We start from the raw sequence: 23,569 nt of genomic DNA on the forward strand, positions 1-23,569 counted from the left end.
CGCCGCGGCGGGCATCGCCCTGCTGCTGTTCCTGGTTCTCAAGTACAAATTCCAGCCCTTCGTGGCGCTGATGCTGGTGAGCATCCTGGTGGCCCTGGCCGCCGGGGTCGAGCCGTCCAAGCTGGTGGCGACCATCGAAGGCGGCATGGGCAAGATCCTCGGCCACATCGCCATCATCATCGCCCTGGGCGCCATGATCGGGCGCATCATCGAACTCTCCGGTGGCGCCGAGGCCCTGGCCAAGACGCTGATCGAGCGCTTCGGCAACAGACGCACGCCGCTGGCGCTGACCCTGGCCGGCTTCCTGGTCGGTATCCCGGTGTTCTTCGAGGTCGGCGTGATCGTGCTGATGCCGCTGGCCTATGGCATCGCCCGCACTGCGCGCAAGCCGCTGATCGTCTTCGCCCTGCCGATGTGCGCCACCATGCTCACCGTGCACGCCATGCTGCCGCCCCACCCGGGCGCCGTGGCCGCCGCCGGCCAGCTGGGCGCGGATCTCGGTCGGGTGCTGCTGTTCGGCCTGCCGATCACCGCCGTGCTGGCCCTGATCGGCTGGTGGGTGGCCGGGCGCATGACCCGTCGTCACTACCCCATGACCGACGACATCCGTAGCGACGTCTATGGTCCGCAGATCACCGACACCCACCTGCAGCAGTGGGGCCGCGGCCAGGACATGGCGCCCGGCCTGCCCAGCCTCGGCGCCGCCGCGGTCAAGGTCGACGAGACCCCGGCCGGCCTCGCCGCCGGTCTGCCGCCCGCCCCGGCCCCCGGCTTCGGCCTGGTAGTGACCCTGATCCTGCTGCCCATCGTGCTGATCCTGCTGGGTACCCTGGCCACCAGCTGGCTGCCCGCCGGCAACCTGCTGCGCGACATCCTCACCGTGGTCGGCGCGCCCCTGGTGGCCCTGCTGATCGACACCCTGCTGTGCGCCTATGTGCTGGGCTTCCGCCGCGGCTGGTCGCGCGAGCAGGTCTCGGACGTCATCGGCTCGGCGCTGCCCGGCGTAGCCATGGTCATCCTCATCGCCGGTGCCGGCGGCGTCTTCGGCAAGGTGCTGGTGGACACCGGCATCGGCGCGGTGGTCTCGGAGCTGCTGCGCGCCACCGGCCTGCCGGTGCTGGCGCTGGGCTTCGTGCTGACCCTGCTGCTGCGCGCGGTCCAGGGCTCCACCACCGTGGCCCTGGTCACCACCGCCGGCATCCTCGGCCCGCTGATCGCCACCCTGGACCTGTCGGCCAACCACATGGCCCTGCTGTGCCTGGCCATGGGCGCCGGCGGCCTGGCCGTGTCGCACATCAACGACGCCGGCTACTGGATCTTCACCAAGCTGGTCGGCCTGAGCGTCGCCGACGGCTTGCGTACCTGGACCGTCCTGACCACCCTGCTGGGGTGCCTGGGCTTCGCCATCACCCTGCTGCTCTGGCCCTTCGTCTGATCTGGGAGACAAGCCATGCCCCGCTTCGCCGCTAACCTCAGCATGCTCTACCCCGAGCATGCCTTCCTCGACCGCTTCGCCGCCGCCGCGGCGGATGGTTTCCAGGCCGTGGAATACCTCTTTCCCTATGAGCACACCGCCGCCGAGATCAAGGCCCGGCTGGACTCCGCCGGCCTGACCCAGGTGCTGTTCAATGCCCCACCCGGTGACTGGGCCGCTGGCGAGCGCGGCCTGGCCGCCCTGCCCGGTCGCGAGGCCGAGTGCCGCGCCGGCATCGACCGCGCCCTGGACTACGCCGCCGTGCTGGGCAATCGCCTGGTGCACGTGATGGCTGGGCTGCTGCCCACCGGGGTCGACCGGGCCCGCGCCCGCGACACCTACCTGGGCAACCTGGCCCATGCCGCCGAGCAGGCGGCCAAGGCCGGGGTAACGATCCTCATCGAGCCGATCAACCCGCGCGACATGCCCGGCTATTTCCTCAATCGCCAGGACGACGCCCAGGCCATCCGCCAGGCCATAGGCGCTGACAATCTGAAGGTGCAATTCGACTGCTACCACTGCCAGATCGTCGAGGGCGACGTCAGCAAGACCTTCGAGCGCGACTTCGCCGGCATCGGCCACGTGCAGATCGCCGGCGTGCCCGACCGCCACGAACCGGACCTGGGCGAGCTCCATTACCCCTACCTGTTCGAGCGCTTCGACGCCCTCGGCTACGACGGCTGGATCGGCTGCGAGTACCGCCCGCGCGGTGATACCTCGGCGGGGCTGGAGTGGTTGCGTAAGCTCAGGGCGTAAACCCGATATCCCGCGTTGCCTGCGCCCCCGTTGGGCTTCGACGAAAGAGCCGTCTCAACCCAACCTACGGGATCGTAGGTTGGGTTGAGCAAAGCGAAGCCCAACACTGCACCCTTCCCGCCGCCTCTGTTGGGCTTCGACGATGAAGCCGTCTCAACCCAACCTACGACCAGACTGGTAGGGTGGACAACGGCGCAGCCTTGTCCACCGCCAGGCACCACGCCCAGTGGAAAACGCTGCGCCGTTTTCTACGCTACGGGGCTGTCGCGGCCCCACCTGAACACTCACGGCGGCTTCTCCATGTTCGCCAGCCGCCAAATTCATCGGCAACCCGCACAGCCATGAGCTATTTCCGGTAACACCAAGCCTATAGCGTCGTTGTGCATGACGTACGTCCTAGACGTGCTCACTCACCGCCAACTCCTCGCAGAAGGTTACGTCCTTGGCCCCGATGATCGATCCTGAAATGGAGGCTGTGGCACGCCAGCTATGGCCCTCGCCACAACGGCTCCAGTTGGCCACCGGCGGACTGTTCAATCGCGTGGTGCAGGTGCAGTCCGCTGCCGGTACGACCTATCTGAAGCGCTTTACCGATACGGCAAGCTCCGGCGACTTTCCGCCGCTTCCCGCCCGCGCCGCTGAGCGCTGCCTGGTCGCCTCCCGCTGGCATGACCTCGCGCTGGATGCGAGTGCCCGCGAACCACGCGTAGCGGTGCCCCTTCTGGTTGCGGTAGAGCCGGCGCTCGACATCGTGGCAATGGAGCAGGCGCAGGGCGAGCCGCTCTATGACGTACTCGTGGGCAATGGCCCAGACGCAGACACGGCGCTGCACGCCGTGACAGCCTGGCTGGGTGCGCTGCACGGCCTGCCGCTAGAGCCACGCCCGCAGCTGCTGGACGCCAGCGGACCGTTCAAGGCCTTCAAGATCGAGTTGCAGTACACCCAGGTGTTATCCGAGCTGCCGCCAGGGTTACGCAAGGCTGGCGAGCACTTTGCGGCCGACTACCTGCAACGCACCGAGGAGCCGGTGCACGGTGATCTCAACTCGCGCAACATCCTCAGCGCCAACGGCAAGGTTTCCGTGATCGACTTTGAACAGGGACACTTTGGCGAAGGCCTGTACGACCTTGCCTATCTGCTGAGCGAGTACCTGATCCGCGACCTGCGCTTGGGCGTCGATCCCGAAGCGACCATCGCGGCCGCCTGGGTAGGCTATTGCTCCGCGCGCAACCAGGCTATCGATACAGAAGCCTGGCGGCGCCTGCGTCTGCACCTGGGATTCCAGACGCTGTATCGCCTGGTCGGGCCCAGCCGCAGGGTATGGACCGGCTACTTGGATGAGCCCATGAAAGACGAGCTGCGACGCTGGAGTACCGCTGAATTGTCAGCTTGGCTGCCATGAAGGGTACGGGGCGATTTAGTACACCAGGACTTCGCCCCGGAGGCTACACCTCCACCACCGCCAACGGCTGCCCCAGCCTTCTCCGGAATTCCTCCAGAAAGGCCGGAGCGAAGGCCCGTGCCGGCCAGTGGTTGAAGATGAAGCCCAGGTCGGAAAAGGCGCAGGGCTGGGGGAAGTCGAAGCCGTTGATGTCGTCTTCGTGATCGCATTCCGGGCAGGCGAAGTTGTCGCTTTCTGCTGGCATCCACACCTCCAGGTGCTCGAACAGCGCTTCACCGATCTCGCGACGGCAGGCAGGGCAACGCGCCCGCCCCTCGAAGCCGTCCAGCGGGGTGAAGATGCAGCGCTCGGTGACGATCTCCAGACCGCCATCGGCATAGTCGCGCGGATCGTCCATGCCCGGCGCCAGGCGCAGCACCTCGGTCAGTCGCGGACCCGGCGCATGGCCCCGCCGGCCGCGGCTGGGCAGGCAGGGCGAGGCCTCGGCCCGGACCACGCCGCTGGCGGCGAGCCAGCCAAGGATCTCCACGGCGGTGCGCTCCACCCGTGGATGGCTGGAAATGCGGGGAGCGAGGATGGTCTGGCGCAGGGTCATGGAACGCGGGTCTCGAAGAATGGGGCGCGCAGCTTAATCCGCTGCTCGCCGCGCGCCCATAGCTGCTAAGGTGAGGCCGACGAAAGCCATAGAAAGCGCCCCATGTTCAAGGACCCCTTCGCCCGCCTCGGTCTCGACCGCGAGGTGCTCAGCGTCAGCCAGCTCAACAGCCGCGCCCGGGTGCTGCTGGAGGACGTCTTCGCCCAGGTCTGGGTCGAGGGCGAGATCTCCAACCTGGCCAAGCCGGCGTCCGGCCATCTCTATTTCACCCTCAAGGACGGCCAGGCCCAGGTGCGTTGCGCGCTGTTCCGCCAGCACGCCAGCCGGGTGCGCCAGGCGCTGCGCGACGGCCTGGCGGTCAAGGTGCGCGGCAAGGTCTCGCTGTTCGAGGGCCGCGGCGACTACCAGCTGATCCTCGACAGCGTCGAACCGGCCGGCGACGGCGCCCTGCGCCTGGCCTTCGAGGCGCTCAAGGAGCGGCTGGCCGCCGAAGGCCTGTTCGCCGCCGAACGCAAGCGCCCGCTGCCCGCCCATCCGCAGCGCATCGGCATCGTCTCCTCGCCGACCGGCGCGGTGATCCGCGACATCGTCAGCGTCTTCAAGAGACGCGCGCCCCAGGTGGAGCTGACGCTGATCCCCACCGCCGTGCAGGGTCGCGAGGCCACCGCCCAGATCGTCCGCGCCCTGCAACTGGCCGACCGCCAGGGCTTCGATGCGCTGATCCTGGCCCGGGGCGGTGGCTCTCTGGAAGACCTCTGGTGTTTCAACGAAGAACCCGTGGCCCGCGCCCTGGCCGCCTGCCAGACCCCGGTGGTGAGCGCCGTCGGCCACGAGACCGATGTCTCCATCGCCGACTTCGTCGCCGATGTCCGTGCCCCTACCCCGTCGGCGGCCGCGGAATTGCTCGCGCCCCATAGCGCCGACCTGCGCCAGCGCCTGGACGGCCTGCATCGCCAGCTGCTCCTGCGCATGCGCGAACGCCTGGCCCGGGAACGCCTGCGCCTGGAGGCCTGCAGCCGCCGCCTGCGCCATCCCGGCGAACGACTGCGCCAGCAGGCCCAGCGGCTGGACGACCTGGATCTGCGCCTGAGACGCGCCTATGTCATCGCCCAGAATCGCCGACGCGATCGCCTGGCGCACCTGGACACCCGCCTGGCCGGCCAGCATCCCGGGCGCCAGTTGGCTCTGTTGCGCCAGCGCCTGGAGCAACTGGCCGAGCGGCTGCCCCGGGTCATGCAGCGCCAGCTGAAGGAGCGCCAGCAACGCCTGGCCGGCACCGTGCAGACGCTGCAGATCGTCAGCCCCCTGGCGACCCTGGGTCGCGGCTACAGCATCCTGCTCGACGAGCGGGGCCATGCCGTGCGGTCCGCCGCCGAGGTCGCCAATGGGCAAAAGCTCATTGCCCGCCTCGCCGAGGGCGAACTGGCGGTGCGGGTACTGGACAATCACCAAGAACCCACCACTCTGTCTCTGTTGGACTAATCGGTCCAACCCGGACCGATGGTGGCATGTATCTTGAACCCTCGGTCAGGATTTCCCCCTACCGAGGCCCTCCATGCATTCCCTTCTGCGCGCTTCCCTGTTTCCCCTCACCACCGCCCTGCTGGCCGGCGCGGCCCAGGCCGCGACCCCGCCCGCCGCGCCGCTGCAACCCAAGGTCATGCTCGTGGCGATGTTCGCCCCCGAGGCCCAGACCTGGATCGATCGCCTCAAGCTCACCCATAAGGTCGCCGTCGACGGCCTGTCCGCCGACTATCCAAATGTGCTCTGCAATGAGGCACGGGTGTGCCTGATGACCACTGGAATGGGGCACGCCAATGCCGCCGCCTCGACCCTGGCGCTGACCCTGTCGCCCAAGTTCGACCTCAAACACACCTACTTCCTGATCGCCGGCATCGCCGGGATCAGTCCCAAGGAAGGCACCCTGGGCACCACCGCCTGGGCGCGCTACCTGGTGGACTTCGGCATCCAGTGGGAGCTCGATCCCCGCGACGTGCCCAAGGACTGGCCCACCGGCTACCTGGGCATCAACACCCGGGGGCCGGGCGAGAAACCGCCGCTGGACTACAAGACCGAGGTGTTCGAACTCAATGTGCGGCTGAGGGACAAGGCCTATGCCCTGTCCCGCCAGGCCGAGCTGACGGAAAGCGCGGAATCCAAGGCCTGGCGCCAACGCTACGATTACGCCCCGGCCAACCAGCCGCCGGTGGTGACCCGCTGCGACACCCTAGCCGGCGACACCTGGTATTCCGGCACCCGCCTCTCCGAACGTGCCGAGGAGTGGACCCGCCTGCTCACCAACGGCCAGGGCCGCTACTGCACCACCCAGCAGGAGGACAACGCCACCTACGAGGCCCTGCTGCGCGCCAGCCGCCTGGGCAAGGTCGACCTGCAGCGCCTGGCGGTGGTCCGTGCCGGCTCGGACTTCGACCGCCCGGCCAAGGGCGCCTCCGAGGTCGACAACCTGCTCGACTACGCCAAGCAGGGCGGTTTCGCCCCGGCGCTGGAAAATCTCTATCGCACCGGCAATCCGCTGGTGCAGGAGATCGTCGAACACTGGGATATCTGGCAGCAGGGCGTGCCGGCGAGCTGAGCCCTACTGGCGGGGCTGCTCCACGGTTCGCTCGGGTGACTGGGTAGCCGGATCGCTGCCCGGCGCGCTCTTTTGTACCACCTCGCTGCGCTGGGGTGGTGGCGTTTCCGGCGACTTGTCGCAACCGGCGAGCAGAGCGCCGAGGGTCAGCAGGGCCAGGCTGCTGGTGATGAGACGAGGCATGGTCTTCTCCCTTGGGATTTGAAGGAGGACCCCGGGATTTCCACGGACGTTCCCGCCGGGGCCAGGGCCGGCCGGCCGTCGGTCCCGGCGATCTTCCAGGCGGCTGGCGCAGTCGTACCTGCAGGACCGGCCCTTCCGGTCACCCATCAGGAATCCGCCATGCCCAGACCCGCCCTCTCCCGCCTCGCCCTGGCCACCCTGCTGACCGCCCTGCCCCTGGCACCGGTCGCCCTGGCCGCCGAATCCAGCGCCAAACTGGAAAAGGTCGCCAGCTTCGATCACCAGGTCACCGGCGTCACCGTCAGCGAGAGCGGACGGATCTTCGTCAACTTCCCCCGCTGGACCGAAGACAGCGAGGTCTCGGTCGCTGAACTCAAGCCCGATGGCAGCCTGGTGCCTTATCCGGACCCGGCCTGGAACGGCTGGCGCAATGCCAAGCGCGACGAGCTGACTCCGGGCAACCACTGGGTCTGCGTGCAATCCGTGGTGGCCGACGGTCGCGGCAGTCTCTGGGTGATCGATCCGGGCGCTCCGGCCCAGGCGCTGGTGGTGCCCGGCGCACCCAAGCTGGTCAGGATCGACCTGGCCAGCAACCAGGTGAGCAAGGTCTATGCGCTGGACGAAAGCGTGGCGCCCCAGGGCAGCTACCTCAACGACGTGAGATTCAGCCCGGACGGTCGCCACGCCTATATCACCGATTCCGGTGCCCGCGGCGCCCTGGTGGTCCTGGATCTGGAGAGCGGCAAGGCGCGGCGCGCCCTGGATGGCGATCCGAGCACCCAGGCCGAGAAGGGCGTCAAGGTCAAGGCCGATGGCGAGCCGCTGATGCGTCCGGATGGCCGCGGCGTGGAATTCTCCGCCGACGGCATCGCCCTCTCCCCGGCAGGCGACTACCTCTACTGGCAGGCGGTCAAGGGCAATACCCTCTACCGCATCGCCACCGCGGCGCTGCAGGGCGACGACCTCGCCAGCCTGCCGGCCAAGGTGGAAAAGGTCGGCGAGAACGGGCCGGCCGATGGCCTGCTGATGGACCCGCAAGGGCGCCTCTATGTCAGCGCGGTGGAAGACCATGCGGTGAAGATCCGCGAGAACGGCCAGCTCACCACCCTGGTGCAGGACAAGAAACTGATCTGGCCGGACACCTTTGGTCGCGGACCGGATGGCACCGTCTATGTCACGGATTCGCGCATCCCCGAAATGAGCTTCTTCGATCCCAAGCAGAAGCCGGCCCTGGAAACCGTGCTCTACAAGATCGTGCCCAACTGACGAAGCGGGCTGCGGGCGCCTTGCCCTGCGGCCCTCGCCTGCTCCAGCATGGGCGTTTTCGCCGTTGGAAAACCCCATGTCCCGCCTGCTGCCCCTGCTCTGCTGCCTGTTCCTCGCCCTGCCCGCCCACGCCGGTACCTACCTGCAACGCCTGCTGGACAAGCCCGTGCCGGGTGGCGTCGCCGTGGTGCCGATCCCCGGCGACGCGGCGCCGCGGGTACGCTACCAGGGCAAGCCGGTGCTGGTGGTCAAGGACGGCAACGGCTGGGTAGCCATCGTCGGCATCCCCCTGGGCACCGCCGCGGGTCGCCAGCCGCTGGAGGTCGCCGGCGCCGCACCCCAGGCCTTCACGGTCGGTAGCCGCCACTATGCCGAGCAGCGCATCACCCTGAAGAACCAGCGCCAGGTCACCCCCAATCCCGAGGACCTCAAGCGCTTCGAGCGCGAACTGGCCGAACAGCAGGCCGCCTACCGGCTGTTCTCGCCGAACCAGCCCAGCAATCTGCTCCTCGACAAGCCGGTGGACGGCTCGCTCTCCAGTCCCTTCGGCCTGCGCCGCTTCTTCAATGGACAGGAGCGCAATCCGCATTCCGGCCTGGACTTCGCGGTGCCCGCCGGCACCCCGGTCAAGGCGCCCGCGGCCGGCAAGGTGGTGCTGGTGGGCGACTACTTCTTCAACGGCAAGACGGTGTTCGTCGACCACGGCCAGGGGCTGATCAGCATGTTCTGTCACCTCTCCCGTGTTGATGTCCAGGTCGGCCAGGAGGTGCCCCGTGGCGGGGTGGTCGGTCGCGTCGGCAGCACCGGGCGCGCGACCGGCCCGCACCTGCACTGGAATGTCAGCCTCAACGACGTGCGCGTCGATCCGAGCATCTTCATCGGTGCCTTCAAACCCTGAGCAGTGGCAAACAATTGGTAGCAGTCGCAGGCATTGCCAGACAGCCGGCTTCGGCTTAAAAGGAACGCCCTTTCCTTCCTGCGGCCGCCCGGGCCTGGAGCCGACGCCATGACTGAGAAACCCCGCTTCGGCAGTGCCCTCGGCAGCATCCTGCTGGTCGCCGCGGCCTGCTACCTGCTGGTCGGCTTCTCCCAGGGGTTCGTGCTGTCGGCCTGGTCCTGGCGCACCTGGGTGGTGTTCGCCGTCATGGTGACGCTCTATCCAGTCGGCCTGTTCGCCGGCTGGTGGAAGAAGCGCGAGCCGGTGGAGCGCTAGACACCTGGCCCCCAGCCGTGGCGGGCATAGGCCCGCTCCAGCCGTTCCTCTCGCGAGCTGAACAGATCGCCATCCGCCAGACCGCTCGCGGCCAATAGCCGGTCTTCCAGCTCGGCCTGGCTTTCCAGATGCCCATCCGGGTGGATATGGGCGACCGTCAGGCCCCGCAGCACCAGGCAGGGCGCCACCAGCAGGCCACGATGACAGGTCAGGGGATCGCGCTCGGCGCAGAGCAGGGCGATGCGCCAGCGGGCCTGGCCCTGCTCCAGCCGCAGCAATCCCTGCTGGAACGGCGCGCTGGCGGCCAGGCGGTCATAGCGCAGCTGTCCGTCCTCGTAATGCGCTGGGTCCGGGCTGCGCGCGCCCAGCTCCCGGCCCAAGAACACATAGGCGATCCCCGCCGCGGCCAGACCGTCGCGCAGGGCCTCGCGGCGATACTGGGGCACATGGCGGCTATAGGGTTGGGAGCGCACATCGGCCACTGCCGTCACCCCCTGCGCCTGCAGCAGCTCGACATAGCGCGCCAGCGGATGATTGGAGTGGCCGAGGGTCAGGATCATGGGATTTCAGCGCCAGGGATCGAGGCGATACAGCCCGCCGATGGGGCACTCCATACGGTTGCCCCGGGCATCGGTGGAGACGAGGACGTCACCCGGGCGCAGGCCGGCAGCCCGCGAGCGATAGCCGAGGCGATTGCCAGCGGCCAGATTGCGGCAGGGCACGGCGAAGTCCACCAGGTAGGCGCGGCCCAACCCGGTGCCCAGCGCCAGGTGCCGGGTGTCCAGGTAGTGCCAGCCGGACAGATCGAAGCCCAGGATGGTGTCCATGGCCGCGCCCTGCCGATAGCCGAGGTCGGCCAGGCGATCGTCCAGGGTCGGCGGTCCGAAGGGACGTCCGGCGCAACCGGCGAGCAGCAGCACGGCGACGAGGGTGAGAAGGGTCGGGGTGAAGCGCATGGAATTTTTCCTGGAAGGGCTGAACCTTGGACCGAGCACAGGCGCCGAATACGGCATGCTGGGCGCAGCTTTGCTAACGTGGCGCCCGTAGTATCCCGTCAAGAGACCCCCTATGCCCACGGCCCTGACCAACCTGATCGACGACCTCGAAAAACACCCGCAACTGCTCACCCTGGTCGCCTGCCTCGGCCTGCTGCTGGCGGCCTGGGTGCTCAACTGGATCGTCAAGCGCATCCTGGTGCGCGGCTTCTATCGCCTGCTGCGCAGCACCTCCTTCGGTCAGGACCAGGAGCTCAATCACCACCGCGTCATCGGCCGGCTGGCCAACATCGTCCCGGCCCTGGTGCTGTCGATCGGCATCGAACTGGTGCCCGGGCGTCCCGAGGCCCTGGTCACCGTGGTGCAGAACGTCTGCAGCGCCTTCATCGTGCTGACCATCGCCCTGGCCCTGGGCAGCGCCCTGAACGTGGTCAACGTGCTCTATTCGCGCCGGCCCTCGGCACGGCTCAAGCCGATCAAGGGCTATGTCCAGGTCAGCAAGATCGTCATCTACGCCATCGCGGTCATCCTGATGATCGCCACCCTGATCGACCGCTCGCCGCTGATCCTGCTCTCCGGCCTCGGCGCCATGGCCGCGGTGCTGCTGCTGATCTTCCAGGACACCCTGCTGTCCCTGGTGGCCAGCGTGCAGATCTCCAGCAACGACATCATCCGCGTCGGTGACTGGATCGAGATGCCCCAGCTCAACGCCGACGGCGACGTCATCGACATCGCCCTGCACACGGTCAAGGTGCAGAACTTCGACAAGACCATCACCACCATCCCCACCAAGAGATTCATCACCGACTCCTTCCGCAACTACCGCGGCATGCAGGAAGCCGGTGGCCGACGGATCAAGCGCGCGCTCAACATCGACCAGAACAGCGTGCACTTCCTCAGCGACGCCGAGCGCGAGCACCTGCACCGCTTCAACCTGCTGGACGACTACCTCACCGCCAAGGAACAGGAACTGGCGGACTGGAATCGCAAGCTGGAAAAACGCGGCCAGGAGCCGGTCAACACCCGCCGGGTCACCAACCTGGGCACCTTTCGCGCCTATGTGGAGCGCTATCTGCGCGCCCATCCCGGGGTGCACCAGGGCATGACCCTGCTGGTGCGCCAGATGCCGCTCTCCAGCGAGGGTCTGCCGGTGGAGATCTACTGCTTCACCAACACCACGGTGTGGGCGCAATATGAGGGCATCCAGGGGGACATCTTCGACCACCTGCTCTCCATCCTCCCGGAATTCGGCCTCCATGTGTTCCAGCACCCGAGCGGACGCGATTTCCGCATGCGGCTGGAGCCGACCGAGGCCATGACGTCCCTCGGCGAACCGGGCACCCCGGCGCCCTGACCCGCCCGCTCCAGGCCTAAGGAAAGACCATGATCGTTGTCCACCACCTGAACAACTCCCGCTCCCAGCGGGTGCTCTGGCTGCTCGAAGAGCTCGGTATCGAGTATCGGGTGCAACGCTACGAGCGAGCAGCGGGCGGCCTGTTCGCCCCGCCGGAGTTGCGCAAGGTGCATCCGCTGGGCAAGTCGCCGGTGATCGTCGACGGCGACCTGACCCTGGCCGAATCCGGCGCCATCGTCGACTACCTGGCGCGGCGCTACGGCCCGCAATTGCTGCCCGCCCAGGACAGCCCGGAGTTCGTGCGCTACACCTACTGGCTGCACTATGCCGAAGGCTCGGCCATGACCCCGCTGCTGCTCAAGCTGGTGTTCGACCGCATCGCTAGCTCGCCCATGCCCTTCTTTGCCAGGCCCATCGCCAAGGGCATCGCCGCCAAGGCTACGGCCAGCTTCATCCAGCCCCAGCTCGACCTGCACCTGGACTACCTGGAAAGCCAGCTGGGCGAAAGCGGCTGGTTCGTCGGCGATAGCTTCACCGCGGCCGACATCCAGCTCAGCTTCCCCCTGGAAGCCGCCGCCAGCCGCGCCGGCCTGGACAACGGCAAGCGCCCCAAGCTGGTGGACTTCCTCAAGCGCATCCATGCTCGTCCGGCTTATCAGCGGGCATTGGAGCAGGGTGGGCCCTACGTCTACGCCTGAAGGCTGGGACGCCTATTATCCTCACGCAATAGGTTGGGTTGAAGTAGCCACATCGCTGAAGCCCAATCCAACCTACGCTGCATCCGGCTGCCTCGACAGGCCCCCTCTCCCTCCGGGAGAGGGCTGGGGTGAGGGAAAACTGCAACCCCGTAGCGTGGAAAACCGCGCCAGCGTTTTCCACTGACGGCACAGCACCTTACCCGCGTGGACAAGGCTGCGCCGTTGTCCACCCTACACGGCGGCCGGATCGCCTCGGAGAACCCCCTCTCCCCCTGGGAGAGGACCGGGGTGAGGGAGCCACGACTACCGCCGCATCGGCATCCGGTCGATGGTGCCGAACAGCGCCTTGAGCGACCAATCCTGCTGCTCCCGCACCTTGACCCCGCCGTCCTTGCCCACCAGATAGAGCGTTGCCGGCTGGCCAGCGCGGGCGTCCAGGGCCTTGAGCAGCGCCCGGGTCTGCTCCGGCCGCAGCGGCTCGCCGTTGCGGCTGCCGGCCTCGCCCACCACCGTATAGAGCACCATTTCCCGCTCGACGAAGGCTTCGCGATTGGCCGGCTGCGCCAGTTCTTCGCGAAGCTTCGCGACCTGGGGATCCTTCGCCGTCGGCGCCACCAGGATCAGCGGCCGCGTCTTCCAGCGTTCCGCCTCAAGAGGGTTGTCGGCGGCCTGGGCCGCCGACGCCAAGCCGGCGATCAGGGTGGTCGCCAGCCCTGCCAGCACCAGAGTCTTCATGGACGCCTTCCTTCCGTTCGGTTGCCGGGAATCGTCCAGCATTGACCCCAACCCGACGCCAGGGATCGCCCCGGCGATTTCGGGTTACACAAAAAACACAAACCCGCTCTTTTAGAAATCACCAATAACCAGCCTCAGCCAGCAATAAATCATCAGCAAATCGCGCTGATCGAACATTCCTGCCAATTTCAAAAAGAACATTGCGAGACCTGCCCTGCGCGGACTAACGTAAGCGCCATGCACAACGCCCATACCCTCATCCTCCTCCGGCAGCACCGCTGCCTGCGACTGGTCAGTCCACGACTGCGAAGCTCGACCGCGCTCGCTTCGTAAGTCCCGACCACGCCCAAGGAAAGAATCGCCATGACCATGCTCAAAGACCCCTCGCAGAAGTACCGTCCCTTCACGCCCGTCGCCCTGCCCGACCGCACCTGGCCGGACAAGGTCATCGACAAGGCGCCGATCTGGCTGTCCACCGACCTGCGCGACGGCAACCAGTCGCTGATCGAGCCGATGGACGCCGAGAAGAAGATGGCCTTCTTCAAGTGCCTGGTCGCCGTGGGTCTGAAGGAGATCGAGGTGGGCTTCCCCTCCGCCTCCCAGACCGACTTCGACTTCGTCCGCGAGCTGATCGAGGGCGGTCACATCCCCGACGACGTCACCATCCAGGTGCTGACCCAGGCCCGTGACGACCTCATCGAGCGCACCTTCGAATCGCTCAAGGGCGCCAAGCGCGCCATCGTCCACTACTACAACGCCTGCGCGCCGAGTTTCCGCCGCATCGTCTTCGGCCAGGACAAGGCCGGCGTCAAGGCCATCGCCGTGGCCGCCGGCCAGACCATCGTGCGCCTGGCCGCCGAGCGGCCGGAGACCCAGTGGGGCTTCGAGTACTCCCCCGAGGTGTTCAGCTCCACCGAGACCGACTTCGCCGTCGAGGTGTGCAACGCGGTGATCGCGGTGTTCGCGCCGACCCCCGCCAACAAGCTGATCCTCAACCTGCCCGCCACCATCGAGTGCGCCACGCCCAACAACTACGCCGACCAGATCGAATGGTTCGGTCGCCACATCGACCGCCGCGACAGCGTGCTGATCAGCGTCCACACCCATAACGACCGCGGCACCGGCGTCGCCGCCTCGGAACTGGCGGTGATGGCCGGCGCCGATCGCGTCGAAGGCTGCCTGTTCGGCAATGGCGAGCGCACCGGCAACGTCTGCCTGGTGACCCTGGCGCTCAACCTCTACACCCAGGGCGTCGACCCCGAGCTGGACTTCTCCGACATCGACGCCGTGCGCAAGACCGTCGAGGAGTGCAACCAGCTGCCGGTGCACCCGCGCCATCCCTATGTCGGCGATCTGGTCCACACCGCCTTCTCCGGCTCCCACCAGGACGCCATCCGCAAGGGCTTCGCCCAGCAGAAGCCGGACGCCCTCTGGGAAGTGCCCTACCTGCCCATCGACCCGGCCGACATCGGCCGCGACTACGAGGCGGTCATCCGCGTCAACAGCCAGTCGGGCAAGGGCGGTATCGCCTTCCTGCTGGAACAGGAATACGGCATCAGCCTGCCGCGCCGCATGCAGATCGAATTCAGCCAGGTGGTGCAGCGCGAGACCGATCGCCTGGGCCTGGAGATGACCGCGGCGCAGATCCACGCCCTGCTCGAACAGGAATACCTGCAGGCCAAGAGCCCCTACGCCTTGGTCAGCCACAAGCTGCGCGAGGAAGACGGCACCTCCACCGTCGACATCAAGGTCGCCGTCGAGGGTCGTACCGAGCACTGGCACGGCACCGCCAAGGGTCCGCTGGAAGCCCTGGTCGCCAGCCTGCCGCAGGCGGTGGAGATCATGGACTACCACGAGCACTCCATCGGCGCCGGCGCCAACGCCAAGGCCGCTTCCTACATCGAGGTCCGCCTGGAAGGTCAGCGTCCGCTGCATGGCATCGGCATCGACGAGAACATCACCACCGCCAGCTTCCGCGCCCTGCTCAGCGCCCTGAATCGCGCGGTGACCCAGGCCCAGGCCAAGGCCGCCTGAAACTGACATTCGTCAAACCAAAGGGAATACCTGTCGGTGTTCCCTTTTTTTATGGCGAATCAGCGGAGATACTCCCCGCTTCCTAGGGACCGTCTCGCCTGCCCGCTTCGGCCAGCCGGGCAGCTTGTCTGGATAGGCAATGACCTTCACTCTGTCGCGAAACACCTCTCTGCTGCGTGACGCCACCGCGCTGGCGCTGCTGTTCCTGATCAGTTCGGTCCTGTGCATCCTCTTCACCCGCCAGGCGTCCTCCACCGTGGCCACCCTCTGGTTGCCCAATGGCCTGGCGATCGCCTGGCTGCTGCGCTCGGCGCCCCGGCGCTGGCCGCTGCAACTGCTGGCGGTCTGGCTGGCCGGCGCCCTGGTCGAATTGCCCTTCAGTGGGGACCCGGCCATCGGCGCGCTCTATTCCCTACCCAATCTGGCCGAGATCCTGTTCGGCGCCTGGCTGCTGCATGGCCGCATCCTCCATCCCGAACGCAATGTCGCGGCCATGGGCCGACTGCTGTTCTATGGGGTGCTGGTGACGCCCCTGGCCGGTACCGCCCTGGGCACCCTGATCGCCGCTCAGCAGGGCAATCCCGAGCTGCTGCGGGTGGCCCTGCACTGGTACCTCGGCGACGCCCTCGGCCTGCTGGTGATGATGCCCCTCGCCTTTCTCGGCCGCCCGCTGCAGTGGCGGCAATTCAGTCGTCAGGGTGCCCGTGAGTTCATCGTCCTGCTGCTGATCAGCCCCGTGCTGGTGCTCGGCCTGCTGGCCTATGTGCCCTACCCCTTCGTCTACGTCTCCACCCTGCTGCTGCTGATGACCCTGAGGCTCACTGCCCTGGGTACCGCGGTGGTCGGCGGCCTGAACATCCTGATCTTCACCTACCTGGTGGCCCACGGTTATCTGCTCGGCGTTCGCGGCGCCACCCTGGTGCAGGAAGCCCTGACCTACATTCCCGTGGCCCTGATGCAGATTCCTCCGCTGCTGCTGGCCGCCGCCGTGCAGCAGAGCCGTCACCACAATCAGCGCCTGGCGCGCAACGAGGCACGCTTTCGCCATGCCCTGAGCGCCGCGCCCTATGGCATGGCGCTGCTGTCGGTGGAGGGCCGTCTGAGTCAGGTGAATGCCGCCCTGGAGGCCATGCTCGGCTATCCGCGCCACAGCCTCGACGGCCGGTCGCTCAAGGAGTTGATCGCCGATGGCGAAGAACCCCTGACGATCGAGGAAGGCGAGCAGACCCGCCGTCTGCTGCACCGCGACGGCCAGGGACTGTGGATGCAACTGGCGCTGTCGCCCGACCATGACGACGGCGACCTGCTCACCGGCTATCTGCTGCAGGCCCGCGACATCGACGCCCAGCGCCGGGCCGAGGCGACCAACGCCCGGCTCCGCGAGCGGCTGCAACTGGCCATTCGCGCCAGCAACGTCGGCATCTGGGAATGGGATACTCGCAGTCCGGGCTTCAATGCCGATGCGCGGCTGAGAGATCTCTATGGCATCGCCCCCGACAATCTCAGCCGGGACATGGACTTCTGGCTCACCTTCATCCACCCGGACGACAAGGCGCGTTCGCTGGAGGTGTTCGACAAGGTCGCCAGCGAGTCGATGTTCTACACCTTCAACTTCCGCATCAACCGCGGCGGCCCCGGCGGCGAGGTGCGCCATATCCGCTCCGAGCTGATCTCGGTGGTCGAGGCCGACGGCCATGTACGCCTGGTCGGCAGCAACAGCGACGTCACCGAGCACCATCAGCTGACCACGGCGCTCTACGAGGAAAAGGAACGGCTGCAGGTCACCCTGGCCTCCATCGCCGACGCCGTGCTGACCACCGACATGGATGGGCGCATCCTCTTTCTCAATCCGGTCGCCGAGCAGCTCACCGGCTGGTCGCTGGCGGATGCCCGGGGCCGGCCCCACGAAGAGGTGTTTCTCATCCACGACAGCCAGAGCGACGAGGTCCTGCCCAGTCCGGTGACCCGCTGCCTGCGCGAGCAGACCATCACCTCCCTGGACGAGGGCGCGGTACTGCTCAGCCGCCAGGGTGACAGGCACGAGGTGCAGGATTCGGCCGCGCCAGTGCGTACGGTGGATGGCCGCATCATCGGCGCGGTGCTGGTGTTCCAGAATGTCACCCATGCCCGCAATCTGCAGCGCGAGCTGAGCTACAACGCCTCCCACGACGCCCTGACTGGCCTCTACAACCGCCTGAAGTTCGAGCAGGAGCTGGACGCCGCCTGGCAGCAGGCCCAGGCCGGGACCGTCCAGCACGCGCTGTGCTTCATCGACCTCGATCGCTTCAAGGTGGTCAACGATTCCGCCGGCCATGCCGCCGGCGATCTGCTGCTGCGCGAACTGGGCACCCTGCTGCGCGACTCCCTGCGCGGCTCGGATGCCGTGGCGCGGATCGGCGGCGACGAATTCGCCCTGCTGCTGCGCGACTGCGATCTGGTGCAGGCCGAGGCCGTCGCCGAAAAGCTCATCGCCAGCATCGGCGCCGTGCGCTTCAACTGGCAGAGCCGGATCTACGACGTCGGCGCCAGTGCCGGCATCGTCGCCATCACCGCCGAAACCCCGAGCCCGGCCGAATTGATGAGCCAGGCCGACGTGGCCTGCTATACCGCCAAGCACGCCGGGCGCAATCGCGCGGCGCTCTATCGCGCCGGCAGCGAGGACGTCGAGCGCCAGCACCGCGAGATCCTCATGGCCAGCGGCCTGCGCGAGGCCCTGGAGCAGCATCGCTTCGAACTGCACGCCCAGACCATCGTCCCCACCCGGAGCCGCGGCGGCGCGGCGCAGCATGTCGAGTTGCTGCTGCGCCTGCGCGATGTCCAGGGCCAGCTGATCTCGCCAGCCACCTTCATCCCGGCCGCCGAGCGTTTCGGTCTGATGAGCAGCATCGACCGCTGGGTGGTGCGTCAGGTGCTGGTGGAACTGGTGCCCTGGCTGCAGGAGCGACCCGGGCTGCACGTGGGCATCAATCTCTCGGGCAACAGCCTGAGCGATCCCGACTTCCTGCCCGAATTGCTGGAGCTGATCGCCGCCTCGCCGCTGGATCCGCAGCGCCTGCTCTTCGAGCTGACCGAGACCGCAGTGATCAACAAGCTCTCGGTGGCCTCGGCGCTCATCAGCCAGGTCCGCGAACGCGGCTGCCGCATCGCCCTGGATGATTTTGGCGCCGGCCTCAGCTCCTTCGCCTACCTCAAGCACTTCCGCGTCGACTACGTGAAGATCGACGGCAGCTTCATCCGCAGCCTCGACCAGGATCCGCTGGATCGCGCCATCGTCGAGTCCATCAACCAGGTCGCCCACCACCTCGGCGCCGAGACCATCGCCGAATTCGTCGAGTCCCAGGCCACCTTCGAATTGCTCGGCACCATCGGCGTGGACTACGCCCAGGGCTATGCCCTCGGCAAACCCCTCCCCCTGCAGGAGTGGCCCGGGCCTACGCGCCTCGAACCTTGAGCCGCGGCCATCGGTCGTAACCTGCATGACTCCCCCAACCGGATGAGGATTCCATGCACACTCGTACCCTTGGCCACTCAGATCTCCAGGTGCCCCCGCTCTGCTTTGGTGGCAATGTCTTTGGCTGGACCCTGGACGAAGCCCAGTCCTTTCGCATGCTGGATGCCCTGCTCGAGGCGGGCCTGACCTTCATCGACACCGCCGACGTCTATTCGCGCTGGGCACCGGGCAACCGCGGGGGCGAATCCGAGACCCTGCTGGGCAAGTGGTTCGCCCGCAGCGGCAAGCGCGACCAGGTGATCCTGGCCACCAAGCTGGGCATGGACATGGGTGAGGGTCGCAAGGGCCTCAAGGCCAGCTATGTGCAGCAGGCAGTGGAAGCCTCGCTCAAGCGCCTGCAGACCGATCGCATCGACCTCTATCAGGCGCACTGCGACGACGAGGACACCCCGCTGGAGGAAACCCTGGGCGCCTTCGCGCGGCTGGTGGAACAGGGCAAGGTGCGGGTGATCGGCGCCTCCAACTACAGCGGCCAGCGCCTGCGCGAAGCGGCCCGGGTCGCCGAACGCCTGGGCGTGCCGGCCTACCAGAGCCTGCAGCCCCACTACAACCTGCATGCCCGCCAGGACTACGAGACCGAGCTGGAAGCCGTGGTCAAGGAACTCGGCCTGGGCGTGATCAGCTATTTCTCCCTGGCCAGCGGCTTCCTGACGGGCAAGTACCGCACCAAGGACGATCTGCAGGGGTCGCGCGCGGAGATGGTCAAGCGCTACCTGGACGAACGCGGCATGGCCATCCTGGCCGGCCTCGACGAGATCGCCGAGAAGCACGACGCCACCCCGGCCCAGGTCGCCCTGGCCTGGCTGATCGCCCGCCCCAGCATCACCGCGCCGATCGCCAGCGCCACCTCCCAGGCCCAACTGGACGACCTGGTGGCCGCCACCCGGCTGCAACTACCGGCCGACGACATCACCCTGCTGGATCAGGTCAGCGCCTATCGCTGAGGTGTCGCGGCCAGGGGCCGCTCCTACGGGCCTGATCCATACCCCGTAGGAGCGGCCCATGGCCGCGATAGCCCAATCCTCCTACCGCACATAATCCAGCGGCAAGGCGGTGCTGTACTTGATCTGCTCCATGGCGAAGCTGGAGCTGACGTCCAGCAATCCCGGTACCTGGATCAGCCGCTTGTAGACGCCGTCGTAGGCGGCGATGTCCGGCACTACGATGCGCATCAGGTAGTCGGTATCGCCAGCCATGCGATAGAGCTCGACCACCTCCGGAATGGCCGCCACCGCCTCGTGGAAACGCTGCAGCCAGTCCATGGCGTGCTGATTGGTGCGCACCGAAACGAAGACCGTCACCCCCACGTTGAGCTCGCGGGGATCGAGCAGTGCCACCCGGGCGCGGATCACGCCCTGCTCCTCCAGCTTCTGGATACGCCGCCAACAGGCCGTGGTACCCAGGCCGATGCGTTCGGCGATATCGGCCACCGGTCGGGTGCTGTCCTGCTGCAAGATCTCGAGAATGGCGCGATCGAAGCGATCCATGAATTCATTTTCTCTACAACGGCTATCAGAGAGAATTCTATTCTGCTCGAAAGCTCAACGAGCGATAAGAAAGCAAATTTCTTCACGCGCGCCAGCGTTAGCCTAGGTCCATTCAAATGCCCGAGGCCGCCATGGACGCTTATCCCCTGTATTTCGATTATGCCGCCACCACCCCTGTCGACGATGTCGTCATCGAAGCCATGCTGGGTTGTATGGGGCGCCAGGGCGTCTTCGGCAATCCCGCCTCTCGCGGCCATGCCTTCGGCAACGACGCCCAGCGCGCCGTGGACACCGCCCGCCAGCAGGTGGCCGACCTGGTCGGCGCCAGGCCCGAGCAGCTGATCTGGACCTCCGGTGCCACCGAATCCAACAACCTCGCGCTGCTCGGCGTCGCCCGGCGTCGCGGGCATGGCCATCTGATCACCAGTTGCCTGGAGCACCGGGCGGTACTGGATACCGCCGCCCAGCTGGAAGCCGAGGGCTTCACCGTCACCTACCTGGCGCCAGACGCGGCAGGCCTCATCACCCCTGAGGCCGTCGCCCAGGCCTGGCGAGCGGACACCTGCCTGGTCTCGCTGATGATGGTGAACAACGAGCTGGGTACCCTGACCGATATCGACGCCATCGGCCGGCTGGTGCGCGTCCGGGGCGCCCTCTTCCACGTGGACGCCGCCCAGGCCACCGGCAAGGTCGCCATCGACCTGGCCGGCCTGGAAGTCGATCTGATGTCCTTTTCCGCGCACAAGACCTATGGGCCCAAGGGCATCGGCGCCCTCTATGTCGGTCCGCGCGCCGAGGGTGCCCTGCAGGCGCAGATCCACGGTGGCGGCCATGAGCGCGGGCTGCGTTCCGGCACCCTGGCCACCCACCAGATCGTCGGCATGGGGACCGCTTTCGCCCTCGCCGGCCAGGCCATGGCGCGAGAGAACGAGCGTCTCGGCCAGTTACGCGAGCGATTCCTGGCCGGGGTACAAACCCTGAACGGCATGCGGCTCAATGGCTGCGCCCGGCAGCGCATTCCCCACACCCTGAATCTGACCTTTGCGACGCCGCTGGACACCGCGGCGCTGCAGCGGCAGCTGGCCTTCTCGACCACCTCGGCCTGCAGTTCGGCCAAGGCGGCGCCCTCCCATGTGCTCCTGGGCCTCGGCCTGACCGCCGAACAGGCGGCGCGCAGCTACAGATTCAGCCTGGGTCGCTACACCACCGCGGCGGACGTGGACCAGGCCATCGCCCTGATCCACCAGCATGCTGCCCAGCCAGCGCCCTTCTGGGCCTGATCAGTCCAGGCGGAAGGCATCGGCATCGCGCTGCGCCGGAAAGCGCTCGCGATAGGCCGTGAGGGCTGCAGCGGACAGCGTGGCGTGGAAGATGCCGGATTCCGCGCCGGCGTCGATCAGGGGCTCCCCCTGGAAGTCCAGCACCTGGCTGTCACCGGCATAGGGATGACCGTTGCCGTCACTGCCGATGCGATTCACCGCGGCGACATAGCAGAGATTCTCGATGGCCCGTGCCGGCAGCAGGCGATTCCAGTGACCGCGCCGCGGCGCCGGCCAGTTGGCCACATAAAGCAGCAGGTCGGTGTCGTCCTGGGCGCGACTCCAGACCGGGAATCTCAGGTCGTAGCAGATCAGCGGGCGGATCAGCCATCCCTTGAGCGTCACCTGCAGTCGCTGCTCGCCCGGGGCATAGTGCTCGTGCTCGCCGGCCATGCGAAACAGATGGCGCTTGTCATAGTGCTGCAACTCGCCATCCGGCGTCGCCCACAGCAGGCGATTGCGGTGCTGTCCAGCCGCGTCCCGCACGATCAGGCTGCCGGTGACCACCGCGCCGAGCCGCTGCGCCTGTTCGCTCATCCAGGCCGCTGTCGGACCCTCCACGGGCTCGGCGAGCGCGGCCGATTCCATGGAAAAGCCGGTGGTGAACATCTCCGGCAGGATGATCAGGTCGGTCTCGCCCACGTCCCTCAACAGCGCTTCGAAATGGGCACGGTTGGCGGCCGGGTCATGCCAGGCCAGTTCGCTCTGTACCAGCGCCAGGCGCAGGTCCTGGATGGGGGTCAGATCGCGCATAGCCGCTCCGCTGCCTGGCGCAGGGTGTCTTCGCGCTTGGCAAAGCAGAAGCGCACCAGGCGCAGGTCCGCGGGCGGCGCCTGGTAGAACACCGACAGCGGAATGGCGGCGACGCCATGCTCGCGGGTCAGCCATTCGGCCATGGCCACGTCGTCCAGCTCCGGGCGGATGGCGGAGTAGTCGACCACCTGGAAATAGGTGCCGGCGGCGCGCTGGAAGGTGAAGCGCGAGTTGCCCAGCAGATCGCAGAAGAGATCGCGCTTGGCCTGGTAGAAGCCCGGCAGCTCGCTGAGATGCTCGGGATGGACGGCCATGAAGTCGGCCAGGGCGGCCTGGATCGGCGTCACTCCGCAGAAGCTCACGTACTGGTGCACCTTGCGCAATTCCGCCGACAGCGCCGGTGGCGCCACCACATAGCCGGTCTTCCAGCCGGTGACGTGATAGGTCTTGCCAAAGGAGCTGACCACGAAGGCGCGGGCATAGAGTTCGTCGTGGGCGATGACGCTGGCATGGCGCTCGCCGTCGTAGACCAGGTGCTCATAGACCTCGTCGCTGACCAGATAGAGATCGCGCCCGCGGATCAGCGCGGCCAGACGATCCAGCTCGGCGGCGCTGACCAGGGCGCCACTGGGGTTGTGCGGGGTATTGAGCACGATGGCACGGGTGCGCGGACTCAGGGCCGCCTCCAGCGCCGGCCAGTCGATACCAAAGCCCGGCAGCGCCAGGGGCACGTGCACGCAGCGCCCGCCGGCCAGTTGCACCGAGGGTTCATAGCTGTCGTAGCAGGGATCGAAGAGGATCACCTCGTCACCTGGCCGCACCAGCGTCTGCAGGGCGCAGAACAGGCCCTGGGTGGCGCCGGGGACGATGGTGACCTCGGTCTCGGCATCCACCTCTCGGCCATAGAAGGCGGCGACCTTGGCCGCCACCTGCTGGCGCAGCGCCGGCAGCCCGGTCATGGGCGCGTACTGGTTTTGGCCGGCCGCGACATGGCGACCGACCGCCGCGAGCAACTCGGCCGGGCCATCGAAATCGGGAAAGCCCTGGGACAGATTCAGCGCACCGGTCTGGGCGGCGAGCTGGGACATGCGGGTAAAGATGGTGACGGCGAGGTCGGGAAGCTTGCTCTGGATCATCGCGCGGGCACAGGTCTGGCTGGAAGGAGATCGGCAGACTGCGATTTTTTGCGCGAGAGGGCAAG

22 protein-coding genes are annotated in these 23,569 nt (G+C 67.2%); 14 read left to right on the forward strand and 8 right to left on the reverse strand.

All coding sequences use genetic code 11. The features are described from left to right. Positions 1-13: 13 nt before the first annotated feature. The 3 genes from DBY63_RS24420 (at position 14) to DBY63_RS24430 (ending at position 3,632) form a co-directional block, all read left to right on the forward strand. Positions 14-1,435: an SLC13 family permease gene (locus tag DBY63_RS24420; protein WP_256594535.1), complete on the forward strand. Its 1,422-nt coding sequence runs from the start codon at positions 14-16 to the stop codon at positions 1,433-1,435. Positions 1,436-1,450: 15 nt separating this feature from the next. Then, on the forward strand, positions 1,451-2,230 hold the full coding sequence (otnI, locus tag DBY63_RS24425) for a 2-oxo-tetronate isomerase (RefSeq protein WP_058790668.1): 780 nt from the start codon (positions 1,451-1,453) through the stop codon (positions 2,228-2,230). A gap of 451 nt (positions 2,231-2,681) precedes the next feature. Continuing rightward, positions 2,682-3,632: a phosphotransferase gene (locus tag DBY63_RS24430; protein WP_108583036.1), complete on the forward strand. Its 951-nt coding sequence runs from the start codon at positions 2,682-2,684 to the stop codon at positions 3,630-3,632. Between the two features lie 43 nt (positions 3,633-3,675). Here DBY63_RS24430 and DBY63_RS24435 read toward each other — a convergent pair whose 3' ends face one another. Next, positions 3,676-4,227 (reverse strand): hypothetical protein, encoded by a 552-nt coding sequence (locus DBY63_RS24435; protein ID WP_027601495.1) that lies wholly within the window; start codon positions 4,225-4,227, stop codon positions 3,676-3,678. 102 nt (positions 4,228-4,329) lie between these two features. On the opposite strand from DBY63_RS24435, the gene xseA reads away from it, so the two are divergent. Both xseA and DBY63_RS24445 read left to right on the forward strand, forming a co-directional pair. Next, entirely contained in the window at positions 4,330-5,709 is a 1,380-nt protein-coding gene (xseA, locus tag DBY63_RS24440) for an exodeoxyribonuclease VII large subunit (RefSeq protein ID WP_007163078.1), read from the forward strand. A 73-nt stretch (positions 5,710-5,782) separates the two neighbouring features. Next, positions 5,783-6,820, forward strand: coding sequence for a purine nucleoside permease (locus DBY63_RS24445; RefSeq protein WP_108583037.1), 1,038 nt, complete (start codon positions 5,783-5,785; stop codon positions 6,818-6,820). Positions 6,821-6,823: 3 nt separating this feature from the next. Here the strand turns inward: DBY63_RS24445 and DBY63_RS24450 are convergent, their stop codons facing one another. Further along, positions 6,824-7,003 (reverse strand): hypothetical protein, encoded by a 180-nt coding sequence (locus DBY63_RS24450; RefSeq protein WP_027598327.1) that lies wholly within the window; start codon positions 7,001-7,003, stop codon positions 6,824-6,826. A gap of 159 nt (positions 7,004-7,162) precedes the next feature. On the opposite strand from DBY63_RS24450, the gene DBY63_RS24455 reads away from it, so the two are divergent. The 3 genes from DBY63_RS24455 (at position 7,163) to DBY63_RS24465 (ending at position 9,482) form a co-directional block, all read left to right on the forward strand. Then, positions 7,163-8,269 (forward strand): L-dopachrome tautomerase-related protein, encoded by a 1,107-nt coding sequence (locus DBY63_RS24455; RefSeq protein ID WP_108583038.1) that lies wholly within the window; start codon positions 7,163-7,165, stop codon positions 8,267-8,269. 76 nt (positions 8,270-8,345) lie between these two features. Continuing rightward, on the forward strand, positions 8,346-9,167 hold the full coding sequence (locus tag DBY63_RS24460; RefSeq protein ID WP_108583039.1) for a peptidoglycan DD-metalloendopeptidase family protein: 822 nt from the start codon (positions 8,346-8,348) through the stop codon (positions 9,165-9,167). Positions 9,168-9,275: 108 nt separating this feature from the next. Next, positions 9,276-9,482: a hypothetical protein gene (locus DBY63_RS24465; RefSeq protein ID WP_027598330.1), complete on the forward strand. Its 207-nt coding sequence runs from the start codon at positions 9,276-9,278 to the stop codon at positions 9,480-9,482. Here the strand turns inward: DBY63_RS24465 and DBY63_RS24470 are convergent. Beyond that, complete coding sequence (locus DBY63_RS24470; RefSeq protein ID WP_108583040.1) at positions 9,479-10,042, reverse strand: DUF488 domain-containing protein; 564 nt, start codon at positions 10,040-10,042, stop codon at positions 9,479-9,481. The genes DBY63_RS24465 and DBY63_RS24470 overlap by 4 nt on opposite strands. Positions 10,043-10,048: 6 nt before the next feature. Further along, the gene (locus tag DBY63_RS24475) at positions 10,049-10,438 is read right to left on the reverse strand and encodes a DUF6491 family protein (RefSeq protein ID WP_108583041.1); all 390 of its coding nucleotides are present in this window, start codon (positions 10,436-10,438) and stop codon (positions 10,049-10,051) included. Positions 10,439-10,550: 112 nt separating this feature from the next. Between DBY63_RS24475 and DBY63_RS24480 the strand changes: the two genes are divergently transcribed. After that, positions 10,551-11,831 (forward strand): mechanosensitive ion channel family protein, encoded by a 1,281-nt coding sequence (locus DBY63_RS24480; RefSeq protein WP_027598333.1) that lies wholly within the window; start codon positions 10,551-10,553, stop codon positions 11,829-11,831. A 29-nt stretch (positions 11,832-11,860) separates the two neighbouring features. Next, complete coding sequence (locus DBY63_RS24485; protein WP_044341672.1) at positions 11,861-12,529, forward strand: glutathione S-transferase; 669 nt, start codon at positions 11,861-11,863, stop codon at positions 12,527-12,529. A gap of 303 nt (positions 12,530-12,832) precedes the next feature. On the opposite strand, the gene DBY63_RS24490 is transcribed toward DBY63_RS24485, so the two are convergent. Further along, entirely contained in the window at positions 12,833-13,264 is a 432-nt protein-coding gene (locus DBY63_RS24490; protein WP_027598335.1) for a DUF4174 domain-containing protein, read from the reverse strand. 363 nt (positions 13,265-13,627) lie between these two features. On the opposite strand from DBY63_RS24490, the gene leuA reads away from it, so the two are divergent. The 3 genes from leuA to DBY63_RS24505 all read left to right on the forward strand — a co-directional run bounded on the left by leuA (position 13,628) and on the right by DBY63_RS24505 (position 19,753). Beyond that, a complete protein-coding gene (gene leuA / locus DBY63_RS24495) occupies positions 13,628-15,298 on the forward strand; it encodes a 2-isopropylmalate synthase (protein ID WP_007162440.1) in 1,671 nt (556 codons plus the stop codon). A 139-nt stretch (positions 15,299-15,437) separates the two neighbouring features. Continuing rightward, a complete protein-coding gene (locus tag DBY63_RS24500) occupies positions 15,438-18,749 on the forward strand; it encodes an EAL domain-containing protein (RefSeq protein WP_108583042.1) in 3,312 nt (1,103 codons plus the stop codon). Positions 18,750-18,802: 53 nt separating this feature from the next. After that, on the forward strand, positions 18,803-19,753 hold the full coding sequence (locus tag DBY63_RS24505; protein ID WP_042138196.1) for an aldo/keto reductase: 951 nt from the start codon (positions 18,803-18,805) through the stop codon (positions 19,751-19,753). Positions 19,754-19,834: 81 nt separating this feature from the next. On the opposite strand, the gene DBY63_RS24510 is transcribed toward DBY63_RS24505, so the two are convergent. Further along, a complete protein-coding gene (locus tag DBY63_RS24510; RefSeq protein WP_007162437.1) occupies positions 19,835-20,296 on the reverse strand; it encodes an Lrp/AsnC family transcriptional regulator in 462 nt (153 codons plus the stop codon). A gap of 131 nt (positions 20,297-20,427) precedes the next feature. Here DBY63_RS24510 and DBY63_RS24515 point away from each other — a divergent pair, with 131 nt between their 5' ends. After that, on the forward strand, positions 20,428-21,576 hold the full coding sequence (locus DBY63_RS24515) for an aminotransferase class V-fold PLP-dependent enzyme (RefSeq protein WP_027598337.1): 1,149 nt from the start codon (positions 20,428-20,430) through the stop codon (positions 21,574-21,576). Here DBY63_RS24515 and DBY63_RS24520 read toward each other — a convergent pair whose 3' ends face one another. Both DBY63_RS24520 and DBY63_RS24525 read right to left on the reverse strand, forming a co-directional pair. Then, positions 21,577-22,368, reverse strand: a complete 792-nt coding sequence (locus DBY63_RS24520; RefSeq protein ID WP_042138194.1) for an amidohydrolase — start codon at positions 22,366-22,368, stop codon at positions 21,577-21,579. It abuts the gene before it with no gap. Further along, entirely contained in the window at positions 22,356-23,504 is a 1,149-nt protein-coding gene (locus DBY63_RS24525) for a pyridoxal phosphate-dependent aminotransferase (protein WP_074584764.1), read from the reverse strand. The genes DBY63_RS24520 and DBY63_RS24525 overlap by 13 nt, the downstream gene beginning before the upstream one ends. Between the last annotated feature and the right edge of the window lie 65 nt (positions 23,505-23,569).

The organism is Pseudomonas sp. RIT411 (genome assembly GCF_003057735.2).
GTDB classification, from domain to species: Bacteria; Pseudomonadota; Gammaproteobacteria; order Pseudomonadales; family Pseudomonadaceae; genus Chryseomonas; species Chryseomonas oryzihabitans.